Origin of the sequence: Pseudomonas sp. JV414 (assembly GCF_032424305.1) — a bacterium.
GTDB lineage: Bacteria > Pseudomonadota > Gammaproteobacteria > Pseudomonadales > Pseudomonadaceae > Aquipseudomonas > Aquipseudomonas lini.
This window is the reverse complement of record NZ_VYKC01000022.1, coordinates 1,116,598-1,132,882: the sequence shown is the minus strand read 5'-3', so window position 1 is coordinate 1,132,882 and position 16,285 is coordinate 1,116,598. Positions and strand designations below refer to the sequence as shown.

10 protein-coding genes and 3 pseudogenes are annotated in these 16,285 nt (G+C 58.3%); 7 read left to right on the top strand and 6 right to left on the bottom strand.

Annotation, left to right across the window (positions count from 1 at the left end):
- Both F6R97_RS29150 and F6R97_RS29145 read left to right on the top strand, forming a co-directional pair.
- Positions 1-984, top strand: a complete 984-nt coding sequence (locus F6R97_RS29150) for a fatty acid desaturase family protein (protein WP_050683267.1) — start codon at positions 1-3, stop codon at positions 982-984.
- A 3-nt stretch (positions 985-987) separates the two neighbouring features.
- Positions 988-1,743 (top strand): metal-dependent hydrolase, encoded by a 756-nt coding sequence (locus F6R97_RS29145; RefSeq protein WP_050683266.1) that lies wholly within the window; start codon positions 988-990, stop codon positions 1,741-1,743.
- A 102-nt stretch (positions 1,744-1,845) separates the two neighbouring features.
- Here the strand turns inward: F6R97_RS29145 and F6R97_RS29140 are convergent.
- From F6R97_RS29140 to F6R97_RS29115, 5 genes and pseudogenes are all read right to left on the bottom strand, one after another.
- A pseudogene (locus F6R97_RS29140) lies at positions 1,846-2,827 on the bottom strand (LysR substrate-binding domain-containing protein).
- Between the two features lie 277 nt (positions 2,828-3,104).
- A pseudogene (locus F6R97_RS29685) lies at positions 3,105-3,395 on the bottom strand (transposase); the annotation flags it as partial.
- Between the two features lie 740 nt (positions 3,396-4,135).
- On the bottom strand, positions 4,136-4,549 hold the full coding sequence (locus F6R97_RS29125; protein WP_315867538.1) for a hypothetical protein: 414 nt from the start codon (positions 4,547-4,549) through the stop codon (positions 4,136-4,138).
- Positions 4,550-5,154: 605 nt separating this feature from the next.
- Positions 5,155-5,514: pseudogene (locus F6R97_RS29120) on the bottom strand (DUF6124 family protein).
- Between the two features lie 449 nt (positions 5,515-5,963).
- Positions 5,964-6,404, bottom strand: a complete 441-nt coding sequence (locus F6R97_RS29115; protein WP_315867537.1) for a carboxymuconolactone decarboxylase family protein — start codon at positions 6,402-6,404, stop codon at positions 5,964-5,966.
- Between the two features lie 196 nt (positions 6,405-6,600).
- Between F6R97_RS29115 and F6R97_RS29110 the strand changes: the two genes are divergently transcribed.
- From F6R97_RS29110 to F6R97_RS29100, 3 genes are all read left to right on the top strand, one after another.
- The gene (locus F6R97_RS29110) at positions 6,601-8,034 is read left to right on the top strand and encodes a PLP-dependent aminotransferase family protein (protein ID WP_315867536.1); all 1,434 of its coding nucleotides are present in this window, start codon (positions 6,601-6,603) and stop codon (positions 8,032-8,034) included.
- Positions 8,035-8,157: 123 nt separating this feature from the next.
- Positions 8,158-8,451, top strand: a complete 294-nt coding sequence (locus tag F6R97_RS29105) for an antibiotic biosynthesis monooxygenase family protein (protein ID WP_008010413.1) — start codon at positions 8,158-8,160, stop codon at positions 8,449-8,451.
- A 226-nt stretch (positions 8,452-8,677) separates the two neighbouring features.
- A complete protein-coding gene (locus F6R97_RS29100; RefSeq protein WP_315867535.1) occupies positions 8,678-9,097 on the top strand; it encodes a cupin domain-containing protein in 420 nt (139 codons plus the stop codon).
- Positions 9,098-9,268: 171 nt separating this feature from the next.
- Here the strand turns inward: F6R97_RS29100 and F6R97_RS29095 are convergent, their stop codons facing one another.
- A complete protein-coding gene (locus F6R97_RS29095) occupies positions 9,269-14,176 on the bottom strand; it encodes an NAD-glutamate dehydrogenase (RefSeq protein ID WP_050682856.1) in 4,908 nt (1,635 codons plus the stop codon).
- A 503-nt stretch (positions 14,177-14,679) separates the two neighbouring features.
- Between F6R97_RS29095 and F6R97_RS29090 the strand changes: the two genes are divergently transcribed.
- Together F6R97_RS29090 and F6R97_RS29085 are read left to right on the top strand one after the other, a co-directional pair.
- Positions 14,680-15,033, top strand: a complete 354-nt coding sequence (locus F6R97_RS29090) for a hypothetical protein (RefSeq protein WP_038984062.1) — start codon at positions 14,680-14,682, stop codon at positions 15,031-15,033.
- A gap of 289 nt (positions 15,034-15,322) precedes the next feature.
- Entirely contained in the window at positions 15,323-16,282 is a 960-nt protein-coding gene (locus F6R97_RS29085) for an AAA family ATPase (RefSeq protein WP_007901181.1), read from the top strand.
- Positions 16,283-16,285: the final 3 nt, after the last annotated feature.

Genomic DNA, 16,285 nt, shown 5'->3' with positions numbered 1-16,285 from the left:
ATGACAGACGCAGCTATCGAACCACGGCACACAAAGACTGCCGAGACCCAACACCCCATCCGCACTGTAGAGCGCGCCCAGCTGTTGGCGTGGGGCAAACCCGCCCCATTGCGTTTACTCGCCGCCACGGTTTTCGAGTGGGTGCTGATCCTGTGTGCGGCAGGCCTGGCCATGTACGCCGGCACGATTTGGGCCTCGGTGTTGGCCGTTGTGTTCATCGGCACAAGGCAGCATGCATTGCTCATCCTGATGCATGAGTTTTCACACCGGCAGTTCAGCCGGTCTCGCCCCATGCTCAACGACACCCTTGGCGATTTCCTGACGGCAATCCCGTTCACCATCACCATCTTCGGATTTCGTCGCGACCACACCGCCCACCACCTGCATACCGCGACCGACCGTGATCCCAACTGGGTTTCATGCATGGGACAGGACCGATTCACGTTTCCGAAATCTCCGTTCAACATCGCCATCCTGTTGCTGAAACACTGCGCTGGGCTGTACGGCATCCATGAGTTGAAAACGGCCCTGGTGACTTCAAAAATGGCGTCGCAATGCCCGCCTTCCACGCGGTATAGGCAATGGATTTTCGCCGTTTTTTGCGCGGTGGTTTTCACCTGGCTCCACCTCTGGTTGGCGGTCTTGGTGTACTGGCTCCTGCCACTGTTTACCGTGTTGATGGCCTTGCTGTATTTCCGCGACGTGGCAGAGCACTTCGCTCTGCCCCACCCCGGTCCCGGAGCATCCCGAACGGTGATTGCAACGTGGTGGGAACGCTTGTTGATCGCCCCCCACGGCGTCGGCTTTCATGCCGAACACCACCTGTATCCTGCCGTGCCGTGCTTTCGCCTTAGGCAGGTGCATGAGGCGCTCGCGAAAGACGAGGCACATACCCGGCAGGCGCAAATCACGCAGGGTTATTTCTCGGGATTGATTCGCGAGATCGCTGCCGCCGACACCCCGCGTTCATGTGTGAGGCATTGACCCATGGACTACCTCGAGCAGCCTGTATCTGACAAACGCGAAGAGGCCACCCTCTTCAAGCCATTCTGGAACGACACATCGATCAAGACTTACCTGTTCGATGCCTGTTCGGTACTGCTTCCTGCGGGTGAGCAATTCGTGATTTCGGTGGTGGAGTCAGCCGCTTTGCGATTGCAACAAACGTCGGTTCTTGCCAAATGTTCGCGCAACTTTGTGGCCGAGGAACGTGCTCACCAACGAGCGCACCGGCTGTACAACCAGCAACTGGAAAACCAGGGGTTTGAAGTCAAGACGTTCGAGCACATGATCGAGAAAGACCTTGAGGCTCTTCAGTCGAAATTGTCACTCAATGCGCAATTGGCATTGGCTGCCGCGTTCGAGCACGTGACGGCCGTCATGTCCGCAGCCGCCTTACGTAGAAACGGCTTGCTCTCGGTCAAGGAGTCACCACAGACCCGCCTGTGGCGATGGCATTGCGCTGAAGAAGTGGCGCACCAGCACGTCACCACGGACCTGGTGCGGTCGCTGGGCATACCCTATTGGCAGCGGATTTTCTATTTCCTGGCAGCATCGGGGCTCATGGCGTTCGATGTCATTCGCCACATGCACAGTTTTGCCCGCCTCGACATCGCCCGCGGCCGCGTCAGCTCGAAGGAAGTACGGCGTGCCGCGGGCAGCTTGCTGTTGCGCGATGGCGCCAATCTGGCGTTGATGGCAATCAGATGGGCCGCCTACTTTCTTCCGCTGAAAAAAAGCTGATTTCGCAAGACACTGGCTCGCGATGGGACCCTCACATTCAACGTTGATGTTGATTGCTGGATCGCTATCGCGAGCAGGCTCGCTCACACATTAAAACAGTGGTTATCCTTCGAACCACTCCCGTCGCTCACTGAACGTGTTGTGGATCAACTCGACGATCCCCTGCACCCCGGCCTCATTCCGGGAGTCGGCATTGACCGCCATCCACACCTGGCGCTGCATCGGTTGCTTGAAGAGCCCGGGCAACGCCACCAGCCCCCGGTCGAATTGGCTCATGTAGTGCGGCAACAAACCGATGCAGGCGCTGCAACGGATCATCTCCAGCATCAGTTCGTAGGAATGCAGCTGCACCACCCCCGCCAGGCGCTGCTCCACCAGATTGTTCCACGGCCCAAAAGCGGTGACGTGGCGATCGTGCTGCCATTGCACCAGCATGAAATCGGCCAGGTCACCCAGACTGTCCGGCCGCGCCGCGACCCGTGAATAGCGTTTGGCGATGTGCGGCAGATAGTCCAGCCGTGCCAGACGCTGGGGTTCGCTGATGGCAAAACTGGGGCCTGGCAACGGCGAATCGGTGCCCGCCAGCCACACCACCACATCGGCACTGATCGCTCGCAGGGACAGCTCGCTGTCCAGGGAAATGATGTCCAGGCGCACACTGGCGTTGCGTCGCAGCAGCGAGACCAGATCGCGGCCGAGGATGTCGTGCAGGATCGACTCGGCCACGGCCAGGCGAATCAACGGCTGTTCGATCACCGGCAACTTGCGCTCGTGCGCCAACGCGACCAACTGCGCCTGCAACTGCTGACCGTCACGACTCAAGGTCAGTGCGCTGCCCTGGAACTTGAACAGCGAACGTTGCAGCTGATCTTCCAGCTGCGCCAGGTGCTTGCGCAGCAGGGTCGCCCGCACATTGAGGCTGCGCGCGGCCTGCATGAAACATGCCGCAACGGGCGCTGACCAGAAAGTATTGCGCGACCTCGGTATCAATCCCGGCGGCCCGTGCCAGCCAGGATTCGGATGGCCCCTGCGGCGATCGGTATTCGACAACACCCTGACGTCCTGTGGGTTCTATGAATGACATCGATGACTCCCTGTCGATCTTTGTTTTTGATTGCTTCCAGCGCGATAGAAATTCTTTAAACCAGTGAGAAACCTGTGGGAGCGGGTTCGTGTGTGGCGAAGGGGGTTGCTCTCATCACCAGAAATTCGCCCTGCACCGACATCCTTGGCCCCGCCATACATCTGTTGATTCTTGACCGCACATTGCTGCATTTGTGTGTCACGCTCAGCCAATTGCGTCTCGAGCTGGGTACGTGCGGCTTCTCGACCAGCGTTCGACCCACTCAATTGCTTGTTGTCTACGTCGCTGCGTGTTTGGCCAGCCAGGTGTGCAGCAGCGCGAAATTCAAGGAGAACTCGGGCATTGGCAGCAAGGCACCGCAGAACACTTCGCCAATAATTTTCTGGATCAGCTGCACCGCCCGCGGGTTGTTCAGCAGCGTGGCGATGTCGCGGCTCAATACGTTGAAGCCCCAGACCTTCTGGTTCAGGTCCAGGCCGACGAACCAGCGAAACAGCAGGTTGTAATTGAGCTGTTCGTAGAGCTGCTGCTCGCTGGGCACCGAATAGAGCAACTGCAGCAGCAGGATGTGCATGACCGTTTGCGGGGCGATGAGCATGCCGGGCTCGGCGTTGAGGCCGTGCAGGATGTCGCGGTGCTCTTCGAGCAGGTCATCGATTTATGGGCGCAGCAGCACCAGTGAATGACCCGGCGGAATGTAGCTGGACACTTCTTTCAAAGCGCCCTGCCAGTCATCCTGAGACACGATCCAGACCCACGGCGCGCCGTAGCGATAGACCGAAACCGGCTTCTTGCGCGCGGCTTCGACAGGCGCTGATCGAGTTCTTGCATGCCCACTTTCGAGTAGCGTTCCATAGTCCCCATTGCCTCACTCCCGGCTTCCCGCCCTCGGCTTGTGAAAAGCGGCCAAAAGGCCCCTCAAGCGCGTCACATAGGCATGACCGGAATGGCGATGTGCTACCGAACTTTTGTCATGAAAGCTTCATTATTGGAGGTGGGAATTGCGCGGATTTTTCTGGGTACACCCATAAAATGGGGGAGCGGGCTTGCTCGCGAAAGCGGAGTGTCAGCGAAGTATTTCTCAAATACGTTGCATCGAGATGATCAGGCTGGTGATGTACTATCGATTTTTTGCCATGAGAGGTTCATATACAAAAATGGGACGATGAGCGGTGGTGCAGCCAATCGTTGCATGAGGGATATGCTTCTTGATTTAGCGCCATACCGTAACTTCAATAGCGGCCGGCATGACGCTAACTATTAAACACCCAATACCTGATATGCAACGATATTAAACATCACATCAACCTAGCTATTCTCCAAGTCAAAAGACCCTGTAACAATTAACTTTGCAGGCCCCCAACTATCACCACGGATTTTTTTCATTTCCATATTAAACTCACCTTTAGTTTTCCGAGGCGAATCCGTATACGACACAGTTACCGAGCCGGAAACAGGACCATACTCAAAGTATTCCGCCTCACCTCCTTTATGATACATCGCCCTCAAGTCTTTTACATCATACTGTTTTGAGGGCTCTTTTTTCGGAAAAACAAGTTCAAAGGATTGCGTCACCTTGTTCTCAGTCTTAAAAACCCTGACTTTAAAGCCCTCACCATCATCTTCAAACGAAATATTCCCCTGTTCTATGCTTCCAAACCCAATGGCACTGACTTTAAAAGTACCCACTGTGCTGGTTGTTACATTCGCTGGAGTCGCCATTTTTTATTCATCCCTTTGAAAAAATTATTCCCCTTCTACATACCAATGAGAAGGGTGTCCTTGGCACCGCTCACGGCCAACACTTTCGCTTCCGACCAGCACGTTGCCGACGAAATTAATATATTAACCGTGATAAGCCTGTCTACTGTCAAACCTGATAGTAGACAGGAATGCAACATGAGGGGCATTCTTCTCCGTTTAGAAATAAACAGGCCACACATCAAAAAGAAAAACGAAAAGAGGACGAATTTATTTATCCAGAGGGAGTTGCACTTGAGTGACTCGAAGAAATGGAGCCTAACCCGCTGTTGTGGCGAGGGGGCTTGCCCCCGTTGGGTTGCGAAGCGACCCCCAAACCTGCAATCGCATGTTTTCAGGCACACCGCATATGCCGATTTTACGACGGCTTCGCCGCCGAACGGGGGCAAGCCCTAATGCCAGTCAGTTAAGGTGCGAAACCTGTGGGAGCGGGCTTGCTCGCGAAAGCGGTGGGTCAGGCAACATCAATGTTTACTGTGCCGCCGTCTTCGCGAGCAAGCCCGCTCCCACATGGATTGCGCTTAACTGACTGGCATTAGGGCAAGCCCCCTCGCCACAGGTCTTCGCTAGCCTTGCGGGTCCAGGTTATCCAGCACCCGGTTCACCGCCAGCTCACCGAGCATGACCACCGATTGAATCCCCAACATCATGTTGCGATGTGGCATGTCCATCAATCCGGCGAACTCACTGAGCATCATGCTCGCGGACGCCAGGGATTCGCAGGCGTTAACCAGCAGGGTTTCGTTATCGACCTTGGGGCCTACGTGGTAAATGGTGCTGGGTTTGCGCTAGGTGTCTTTGGGGATGGGTGGTTTGAGGTAGTGATCGAGGGCGCGGTCGGCGGCTTCGTTGAGCTTTTTGGAATCGAGGGATTCGTAGGGGGATGCCGGATCGGTTTCCGGTGGGTTGGGTGTTGGTTTGAACATAGTGAAACTCCTAATTGAAATGTAAGGAGCCTTCACCCTCGCTACCAAACGAAGAGTGGTGGCCATACGCGGGTTGGTAGACCGGCAACTAGGACCCGGCGCCCCCGAAGGAGCCCTGCGCATGACCACCATAAAGCAGAGACCTGAACAGGCCTTCAAACGGTGCGCTATGCGACTAGTTAAACCGGGCTACCAAACCCGATCGCTGTTTTTCAGCGACAGGCAAACGATAGAGCCCGGACCCAAGGCGCACAAGCCGGCGAATTCTGGCGCAGTCGTAGGCAACGGCGCAAGGATGTGTAGCCTGAGTGAGTATCTGGAAGTGTCGTTTAAACAGTGCTTGTTTAGTGGTCTGACTGTGGGAATTGTGATGGATGGGCGGGCCTCTTCGCGAGCAAGCCCGCTCCCACATGGATTGCGGAAAGCCCCCTCGCCACACTCTTCATTAATCAATCACTGGACGTCTGCCGAAAGCTCACCGCCAGGCGGTTCCAGCTGTTGATGGTACTGACGGCCATCGTCAGGTCGACCAGTTCGCCTTCGCTGAACTGTTCCCGGGCCAGTGCGTAAACGTCATCCGGCACATGGCTTTCCGAAAGCAGGGTCACCGCTTCCGTCCAAGCCAGGGCGGCTCGCTCCCGAGGGTTGAAGAAGTTGCTGTCGCGCCAGACCACGATTGCATACAGCCGACGATCGCTCTCGCCGAAGCGGCGCGCGTCAACCGAGTGCATGTCGGTGCAGAAGGCGCAGCCATTGAGCTGCGAGGCGCGGATTTTGATCAAGTGCAACAAGGCCGGTTCGATGCTCAGGTCGCTGGTCAAGGCCTCCAGGGCGATCATGGCTTTCATCGCTTTGGGCGATGCGCTGTAGTAATCCAGACGGGCATTCATGGGGTGACCTCGGGGATCGGATAGATGACTCCAAGATAGAGCTGGACCCAGCGGCGGCACAGCTCCAATTCGTCGAAAAAAACGTGGACCGCCCCGCAGAAGGCCAATCGGCGGTTTTTCGCCCACGCAACTTCTGCGTAGCCGCTCATGCGGGTAATCTGGCGCGACGTACAGTCGCCTCAGGAGCCCCGCCGGTATGGAACTTCATGTTGTCATCGATGGCCGCAAGGACCTGGCGGGCCAGTTGTACCGGCAACTGCGCAGCGCCATCGAATCCGGTCGCCTGACAGCCGGGACGCAGCTGCCGCCCAGCCGCTTGCTGGCCGAACAACTGGGGATTTCGCGCAAGACCATTTCCGACACTTATTCGCAACTGACCTACGAGAACTTCCTCACCGGGGTGATCGGCAAAGGCACCTACGTCAATGCCCGGGCGGCGAAAATCGTCCATAAGCAGAGCCATTCGGAGCTGGCGAGCTTTGATGTCATCGAACGCTGGCGCAGCCTGCCGACATTCTTGCGCCACCCGACGCTGGAAGGCTCGTTGCGTTACGAGTTCATCGGTGGAGCCACCAGCAAAGGCCAGTTTCCTCAGGACGATTGGCGCCGCTGCACCTCCCATGCCTTGCGCCAGATTGCCGGTTCCAAAGGTTTCTATAACCTGCCCGAAGGTCTGCCGGCGCTGCGCAATGCGATCGCACGGCACATCGCGTTTTCGCGCGGGGTCAATTGTCAGGATGAAGACGTGGTGGTGTGCAACGGCGCGCAGCAGGCGCTGGACCTGATTTCCCGGGTGCTGACCCAACCGGGCAGCCTCGTCGCCATGGAAGACCCCGGCTACCCGCCGGCGCGCCTGTTGTTCGGGTCCCATGGCGCGACGGTGGTCGGCGTGCCGGTGGATGCGCAAGGCATTCAGGTAGAGCATATTCCCGACGGCACCCGGCTGATTTACGTCACCCCGTCCCACCAGTTCCCCTTGGGCATGCCCATGAGCCAGGCCCGGCGCGAAGCCCTGCTCGCAAGGGCCTATGAGCTGGGGGCGATCATCATCGAAGACGATTACGACAGCGAATTCCGCTACGAAGGCCGGCCCACCGACTCCCTGCAGAGCCTGGATCAGCGCGGCATCGTTGCCTACGTCGGCACCTTCTCGAAGACCCTGTTGCCGGAGCTGCGGCTGGGTTACGCGATTTTGCCGCCGGCGATTCTCGAAGCGGTGATCCGCGCCAAGCAGCTCACTGACTTGCACACTTCCACCCTGCCGCAATGGGCGCTGGCCAAGTTCATCGCCGAGGGCTGTCTGCTCAAGCACATCCGACGCTGCCATACAATTTACGCCGGGCGCCGTGAACGAATTCTGGCGCGCATGGCGGACGACCTTTCGCCGTGGTTTGAAGCGGTGCCGACCACGGCCGGGTTCCACATGGCGGTGCTGTGCAAGGTGCCGGTCGATATTCCATTGGTGATCGAATTGGCAAAAAAAGTCGAAGTGGGGCTCTATTCCCTGGACAGCTTTTTTTACCAGCAAGCGCCGCGAGCCGGGCTTTTCCTGGGATTCGGCGCAATCGAAACCCTGGACATCGACATTGCCCTGGACCGGTTAAGGGACATTTTGCAGCAGCTCGGCTGAGGGATTGGTCTGCGGCTTTATCCGGTGATTGGCTATTGGCGGCCTTGGGGTGCAGGCCTATCCTGATTGGGCGTTATCCCTCAATGAGCAGGATTCGTCCGGCCTGATTCAGGAGTGTGAGCAATGTCCAACGAAGTGATCAACACCGTAAAGGTGCAGGCTGCCGCCGGCCGCTCGGACGAACTGGGCAAGCAACTGCAAAAGATTGTCGACACCCTGCGCGAACTTCCGGGCTGTGATTCCTATATGGTCGACCGCTGCCCCGAGGACGACACCCGCTGGACGGTCAGCGCCCGCTGGCAATCGGAAGCGGCCATGCAATCGCATTTCAACTGCCCCGAAGTGCAAGGCTTTATCGGCCTGATCGACAGCCGCTTGGCCAATGCCGTCGACTTCAACAGCTTTCCAATCGTTTAAAAGCAAGATCAAAAGATCGCAGCGTTCCGCAGCTCCTACAGAATTTGCGTCCGCCCGATGTTTCAAGGGTGTACGCGATTCCAATGTAGGAGCTGCGGAACGCTGCGATCTTTTGATTTTGACTTGCTTGATTGGTCCCCTCACCTTCCCGAAAATTGGCCGTTTGATTGCCCGATAACGCGGCTTACTGTGGTTCCTGACGACTCACCACCACAGGTAATCAACCATGAATGCGCTTCGTTTTTTTGCTGCCCCTTTCGCCGCTCTGACGCTGAGCGTTTCAGCCCCGGCATTCGCCCACGACACCGCAGCCCCGTCAGAAAAAATTACTGTCCTGCAAGACCAGATGCTGAAAAACGTACCCGACAAAAAAGCCATGATGATCGAAGTCGACTACCTGCCGGGCCAATCGTCCATCGCTCATAAACACGAGGGCACGGCCATGGCCTATGTGCTTTCGGGGGAGATCATTTCGCAAGTCAAAGGTGAAAAAGCGATCAGCTACAAGGCCGGCGAGCTCTGGTACGAACCGGCTGGCTCTGAACATTTGGTCTCGAAAAACGCCAGCGCCACCCAACCCGCCAAGCTGTTGGTGTTCATGGTGTTGGCGCCGGATGAGAAAGTGTTGATTCCTTTGGAAAACTAATAGCTGAGGTGGTGCTCATGGCCCCTTCGCGAGCAAGCCCGCTCCCACAGTGGAATGCATTTCAAATGTGGGAGCGGGCTTGCCCGCGAAGAGGCCCGCCCAGCCGCTGCAAATCCCAGACAAAAAAAAGCCCCATCTCTTTCGAGACAGGGCTTTTTCATTCAACGCCTATCAGGCAGCCGGTTCCAGCTCGGTGCTGACAGCGGCAGTCGCAGTGACAGGCACCACCGCTTGACCGCTCAACGCCAGGTCCAGCAGTTCGCGGTTGGCCACCGCGTACATGGCGTAGTCAGTGCCGCTGGCAGCACGGATTTCCACCAGCATGGCGCGCCAGCGTTCGATCATGCCTTCGTGCTCTTCCATCCACAGCGCCAAGCGTGTTTCCACGTCCTGGGTGCCGTCGCCCTGCTGCAGGACGGAGATGGTGATCGCACGTTGTTGCCAATCGACGTCATCACGGAACGCTTCACGGGCCAGGGCTTGCCAGTTGTTTTCAACCGGCAGAGCGCTGATCTGTTGCAGGTACCAGGTGATGTCCAGCGCACTGCCCACGGCGAAGTAGGCCTTGGCCACGTCGGCTGCGTCCTGACCGGTCACATCCGAGGCCTCGATGATCGGCAGCAAGGTGTACAGGTGAGTGGTGCCTGCAACCATGCGCGCCAGCAACTCCGGCACACCGGCTGCGACATACGCCTGATAACGCGCCTGCCAGGTTTCGCGGATTTCGCCACTGAGCAGATCGTCGAGCTTGAGGCCCAACTCTTTCAGATGCGGACCGAAGTGCGCGACGTCACGGGCAGCGTTCTGCTCGTTGCGACGGGCACGCAGGAACCAGCGCGTAGCGCGGCGGCCCAGACGCATCAGCTCATCCATCAGCTCCAGTTGTACGTCGGCCGAAACCTGGTAATCCAGGGCTTCGATCTGACGGAACCAGTGCGGGAGGTGGAAGATATCCCGAACTATTACATATGCCCCCGCAACATTCGCCGGGCTCATGCCGGTCGACTCTTTGAGTCGTTGAACGAAGGTGATGCCCATGTGGTTGACCAGATCGTTGGCGATCTGGGTGCTGACGATTTCTCGCTTCAGACGGTGACGGCGCATGGCGTCAGAGAACTTGCTCACCAGCGACGGCGGGAAAGCGGTTTCCATGTCGCGCGTCAGGTAATCGTCGTCCGGTACCTGGGAGTTGAGCAGCGCTTCCTTGAGGTCGATCTTGCTGTAGGAGATCAGCACCGACAGCTCGGCACGGGTCAGGCCGTGGCCTTCCGCGAGGCGTTCGTTGATCGCTTCTTCAGCCGGCAGGAACTCGATGGCGCGATCCAGCTTGCCGCGGCCTTCCAGATCGTTCATCAAGCGCTTGTATTCAGCAATCCGCACGAAAGCACGGCGTGCCGCCAGGGACAGGGCCTGAGTCTGCTTGTAGTTGTTGCCGAGCACCAGGTTACCGACTTCGTCGGTCATGCTCGCCAGCAACTGGTTACGTTGCTTGTCGGTCATGTCACCGGCGTGTACCACTTCGTTCAGCAGGATCTTGATGTTCACTTCGTGGTCGGAGCAGTCCACACCACCGGCGTTGTCGATGAAGTCGGTGTTGGAACCGCCGCCATTGAGGCCGAATTCGACACGACCCAGCTGAGTCATACCGAGGTTACCGCCCTCGCCCACAACTTTGCAGCGCAGTTCGTTGCCGTTCACGCGCAGTGCATCGTTGGCCTTGTCGCCGACATCGGCGTGGCTTTCGCTGCTGGCTTTGACGTACGTACCGATACCGCCGTTCCACAACAGGTCTACCGGTGCCTTGAGCAAGGCATTCAGCAGTTCGGTCGGGGTCAGTTTGTCAGCCTGAATATCGAAGCGCTCTTTCATCTGCGGGGAAATCGCGATGCTTTTTGCGCTGCGCGAGAAGATCCCGCCGCCTTCGGACATGATGCTGGTGTCGTAGTCCGACCACGCCGAACGTGGCAAGTCGAACAGACGCTGACGCTCGGCGAAGCTGTTGGCTGGCTCCGGGTTCGGGTCGATGAAGATGTGCAGGTGGTTGAAGGCAGCGACCAGTTGCAGCTTTTCGGACATCAGCAAGCCGTTACCGAACACGTCACCGGCCATGTCGCCGACGCCAACCACAGTGATGCTGTCTTCCTGAACATTGATGCCGCGCTCGCGGAAGTGGCGCTGTACGCCGACCCACGCGCCCTTGGCGGTAATGCCCATTTTCTTGTGGTCGTAACCGGCCGAGCCGCCGGACGCAAAGGCGTCGCCGAGCCAGAAGCCGTAGTCGATGGCGATACCGTTGGCGATGTCGGAGAAGGTCGCAGTGCCTTTGTCCGCCGCTACCACCAGGTACGGGTCATCGTCGTCATGACGCACGACGTTGGCCGGCGGTACCAGCGCGCCGTCTTTCAGGTTGTCGGTGATGTCCAACAGGCCCGAGATGAAGATGCGGTAGCAGGCGATGCCCTCGGCCGCGATCTCGTCACGGCTGCCGCCCAGTGGCAGGCGACGCGGCAGGAAGCCGCCCTTCGCACCCACCGGCACGATGACCGAGTTCTTCACTTGCTGGGCTTTTACCAGGCCCAGGACTTCGGTACGGAAGTCTTCTTCACGGTCGGACCAGCGCAGACCACCACGTGCAACGTTGCCGAAGCGCAGGTGCACGCCTTCAACGCGAGGCGAATAAACGAAGATTTCGAACTTCGGTACCGGCTTCGGCAGCTCTGGAATCTGGTGCGGGTTGAACTTGAAGCTGAAGTAGGACTTGTTCTGACCGTGGGCGTCGGTCTGGTAGAAGTTGGTCCGCAGGGTCGCTTTGATCAGGTCCAGGTAACGACGCAGGATGCGGTCTTCGTTCAGCACCTGAACATCGTCCAGTGCTGCCAGAATCGCGTGTTCCAGACGTTGTTGCTTGTCTTCCAGATCATCGCTGGTCAGCTTGCGCGCCAGGTAGAAACGGGTCTTGAACAACCGGGTCAACTCGCGAGCGATGTCGGTGTGGTTGTTCAGGGTGCTGGCGATGTAACCCAGGTCGAAGCCCAGACGGATCTGCTTCATGTAACGGGCGTAAGCACGCAGCAGCGCCACGTCGCGCCATGGCAGGCCGGCGGTCAGCACCAAGCGGTTGAATGCATCGTTCTCGGCATCGCCACGCACGATGTGGACGAAAGCGTCCTGCAAGGTGTCGTTGAGTTGCTGGATGTCGAGTTCCAGGCCTTCGGCGGCGGTGAACGCGAAGTCATGAATCCAGAATTCACGGCCATTGTTGTGACGCAGGCGATACGGGAACTCACCCAGCACGCGCAGGCCGAGGTTTTCCAGGATCGGCAACACGTCGGACAACGCCAGCGGCGTATCGGCGTGGTACAGCTTGCAGTGCAGCATGCGCTGACCGGAGACCTGGGCCAGTGGCTGATAGAAGCTCATGACCAGCGGATTTTTTTCGCTCAGGCTCAGCAGGTGCTGCATGTCGACCACAGCCGAGTGGGCTGCGAAACGCTCGCGGTAACCGGCCGGGAAGCCTTTCGGGAAGTCGGCCAGCACGTTGGTGCCTTGGGCTTCGCCGAAGCTCTCGACCACCAGGCTCGCGTAGTCGTCCTGCCAGCTGCGGCAGGCCTGCACCACTTCTTTTTCCAGCAGAACCGGGTCGATGTCCAGACGGTTCTTCGGATCGACCCGCAGAATCAGTTGCACACGGGCCAGCACGGACTCGGAGAAGAAGGTCCAGAACTCGCAGTCCGAGGCTTTCAGGCGATCCATCAGCACTTGCTGGATCTTCTGGCGCACTTCGGTGGAGTAGATGTCGCGCGGCACGTAGGCCAGGCAGTAGCAGAAACGGCCGTACGGGTCTTTGCGCAGGAACACGCGGATCTTGTTGCGTTCCTGGATCTGCACGATCGACATCACGGTGGTGAACAGCTCGTCCACCGGGGTCTGGAACAAGTCATCGCGCGGCAGCACTTCAAGCACCTGGGCCAATTCCTTGCCCAAGTGAGCCTTGGCCTGGAAGCCCGAACGCTGTTCGATGATCTCGACCTTGCGACGGATGTAAGGAATGACCCGCACGCTTTCGCCATACACCGAGGAGGTGTACAGGCCCATGAAGCGGCATTCTTTAACGACTTTGCCATCGGCATCGATCTGGCGGATCGACACGTAATCCGGGTACGCCGGACGGTGTACGCGGCTTGGGTGTGCAGCCTTGGCGAACGACAGCGGCGTCGGTTCGCGCAGGTAGTTGACGGCGTAGTCTTCGATGCGCAGATCATCGACGGTCAGGCCGGCGCGCAGCAGTTTGGTCAGGCCGAGGAACGAGTTCTGGTCATATTCGATGTGACCGCCGTTCTGATCTTCGCCCACCACGAACTCTTCGTAGCCCAGGAAAGTGAAGTGGTTGCCCACCAGCCATTCCAGGAAGCTCTTGATTTCGGACTTTTCGTCGGCGTTGATGATGAACTGGCTGTTGTCGATGCCTTGGATCAGCTCCTGGACCTTGGCTTTCATCGGCTCGAAATCGGCGACCGCGACGCGGACTTCACCGAGAACCTGCTCCAGCTCTTTGGTCAGGACATTCAGTTCGGCCGTGTTGGCGCAACGGTCGATTTCCAGGTACATCAGCGATTCTTGCAGAATGCCTTCGCCCTGGGTGCCTTTCGGCAAGATTTCCAGCAGCTCGCCCTTGCTGCCGCGACGCACGCTCAGCACAGTGGTTTGCAGGGTATGAATGCTGTAGCCGCGACGGTTCAGCTCGGTACGCACCGAGTCCACCAGAAACGGCAGATCGTGGTGCAGCACTTCGACCGCGGTGTGGGTCGACTGCCAGCCGTGGCGTTCGTAATCTGGGTTGTAGACGCGCACTTGCGGATGCGCGTGATCGAAGCGCTCAAGCAGGCGCCACGCAGAAAGGGTGCAGCCGGCGAGGTCGGACAACCGACGCTGGGTCAGCTCGTCCAGGGAAATAATGCCGAAAAATTGTTCAGCGAACAGCGCCACTTGTGGCAGTGCCTGTTCACTGATGTGCTGCGCCAGTGCCGCTTGCAGTTGGTGCTGGAAGTCGGCTTTGCTGGCTGCGGTGAAGAACGCCATCTGTGGTACTCCGCTTGGGCTTGTTATTGATGGAAGCGTCGCGTGCAAACCCCTTTCGGGGCAATCCGTCACCCTGTTCCTGATTCTCGGGCAGAGGAAACAGGATGACAGGTGGGTGAAGCTGGACGAGACACTCAGGTCACATTCACCTTCCATTGAATGGGCATCTGCAAAAACGACTGCGCGATCTATAGCGCACTGCCTTTACGGGTGCTCATCCGTAGCGCAGCTTAACGAGTGCAGCAAGGGCTGTGCTTGCAGCGCTGCGACATATTCGGTCATCGGCACGTAAACGGCGGTCCATGCCTCGAACAACACTAGCAGTCATGCAGGAAAATGGGCGTTTTATGCCCGGTTTTACGGCACATCCGTACCAGAAATGACCAGTAACACCCCGAATGCTCACGACACATCTTCTGACACTCAGCCGAGCAGAAATTCCCGAGGGCTGGCAGAATTGTCTTTTGTTACGTTCACCACGCTCGCCGAGCCAGGATTTTCCCATGCAAATGACAACTGACCTCTTGATCGTCAACCCGTGCGACGAAGAAGAAGACAACTTGGCCATGCTCTGCTGCAACAGCGCCGAGGGCGAAATGTTCCTGATGAGCCGTTTTCCGGACGAGGATGAGCTGGAGATCATCTTCCACGACAAGCCTTCGGCACTCAACGGGGTGAAAGTCACTCTCAGCCCTGACCGCCTGCTGATCGAAATCGCCGCCGCGGACGCCGATGTGCTCGATGGCGAAGATTCGCTGGAAATTCTGCATAGCACTGATGCGCAGGATTTGGCTGAAGTTGAAGAAACCTTGCAGAACATCCTCAAGGGGACTGGGACTTATATAAGCCAGCTCTGATGGTGTTCGGGCGGGCCTCATCGCGGGCAAGCCCGCTCCCACAGGGTCTGATGTGTTGCAAAGATTGCAAGCACACCGCTGAAACTTGTGGGAGCCGGGCTTGCCCGCGATGAGGCCAGAACAGCCACCGCCCGGCCCGCACTACAAACTTCCAACAATTTCGCCCATCAATTCCCGCACTTTGCACAAAATGCCGTTAGTCGCCGCACCCTGCGATGGATTAAAGTAACGCCCCCAGCCCTGGCGTTATTCGAACGTCTTCGGTCACCCTTTCCAGGAACAGTCATCGATGGAACATCGTGAAGCGCTGCTCGCGCTGCGAACCTTTCTTTCAACGCAGATTCTCGGCCAGGAAAAACTCATCGAGCGCTTGCTCATCGCCTTGCTCGCCGACGGCCACATGCTGGTCGAGGGCGCCCCGGGGCTGGCCAAGACCAAGGCCATCAAAGAGCTCGCCGAAGGCATCGAAGCACAGTTCCATCGCATCCAGTTCACCCCCGACCTGCTACCGGCCGACATCACCGGCACGGAAATCTATCGCCCGGAAACCGGCAGCTTCGTGTTCCAGCAAGGTCCGATTTTCCACAATCTGGTGCTGGCGGACGAAATCAATCGTGCCCCGGCCAAGGTTCAGTCGGCCCTGCTTGAAGCCATGGGCGAACGCCAGGTCAGTGTCGGGCGCAGCACCTACGACCTGTCGCCGCTGTTTTTGGTCATGGCCACGCAAAACCCCATCGAGCAGGAAGGCACCTACCCGCTGCCCGAAGCCCAGCTCGACCGTTTCCTGATGCACGTAAAAATCGGCTTCCCTGACGCCGCCGTCGAGCGCCGGATTCTGCAACAGGCTCGCGGCGAAGCGCTGCACGGCGAAACCAAACCTGAACGCCGAGTCAGCCAGCAGGCGATCTTCGCCGCGCGCAAGGAAATCCTCGGGTTGTACATGGCCGACGCCGTGGAGGAATACCTGGTGCAACTGGTCATGGCCACGCGCACGCCGGCCAAGTTCGACCCGGAAATGGCCGAATGGATCGCCTACGGCGCCAGCCCGCGCGGCTCCATTGCCCTGGACCGTTGCGCCCGGGCTCACGCCTGGCTGGCCGGTCGCGACTTCGTCAGCCCGGAAGACATTCAGGCGGTGCTGTTCGATGTGTTGCGCCACCGCATCATTCTTTCCTTTGAAGCCGAAGCCGCTGGCATCGACCAGGACCGGGTGGTCCAGCGGATTCTCGACGTCGTAGCCGTCGCTTGACCC

Bases quoted from the DNA above. Each gene is read 5' to 3' on its own strand.
- F6R97_RS29150 (WP_050683267.1), top strand. From the start codon at position 1: ATGACAGACGCAGCTATCGAACCACGGCACACAAAGACTGCCGAGACC.
- F6R97_RS29145 (WP_050683266.1), top strand. From the start codon at position 988: ATGGACTACCTCGAGCAGCCTGTATCTGACAAACGCGAAGAGGCCACC.
- F6R97_RS29125 (WP_315867538.1), bottom strand. From the start codon at position 4,549: ATGGCGACTCCAGCGAATGTAACAACCAGCACAGTGGGTACTTTTAAA.
- F6R97_RS29115 (WP_315867537.1), bottom strand. From the start codon at position 6,404: ATGAATGCCCGTCTGGATTACTACAGCGCATCGCCCAAAGCGATGAAA.
- F6R97_RS29110 (WP_315867536.1), top strand. From the start codon at position 6,601: ATGGAACTTCATGTTGTCATCGATGGCCGCAAGGACCTGGCGGGCCAG.
- F6R97_RS29105 (WP_008010413.1), top strand. From the start codon at position 8,158: ATGTCCAACGAAGTGATCAACACCGTAAAGGTGCAGGCTGCCGCCGGC.
- F6R97_RS29100 (WP_315867535.1), top strand. From the start codon at position 8,678: ATGAATGCGCTTCGTTTTTTTGCTGCCCCTTTCGCCGCTCTGACGCTG.
- F6R97_RS29095 (WP_050682856.1), bottom strand. From the start codon at position 14,176: ATGGCGTTCTTCACCGCAGCCAGCAAAGCCGACTTCCAGCACCAACTG.
- F6R97_RS29090 (WP_038984062.1), top strand. From the start codon at position 14,680: ATGCAAATGACAACTGACCTCTTGATCGTCAACCCGTGCGACGAAGAA.
- F6R97_RS29085 (WP_007901181.1), top strand. From the start codon at position 15,323: ATGGAACATCGTGAAGCGCTGCTCGCGCTGCGAACCTTTCTTTCAACG.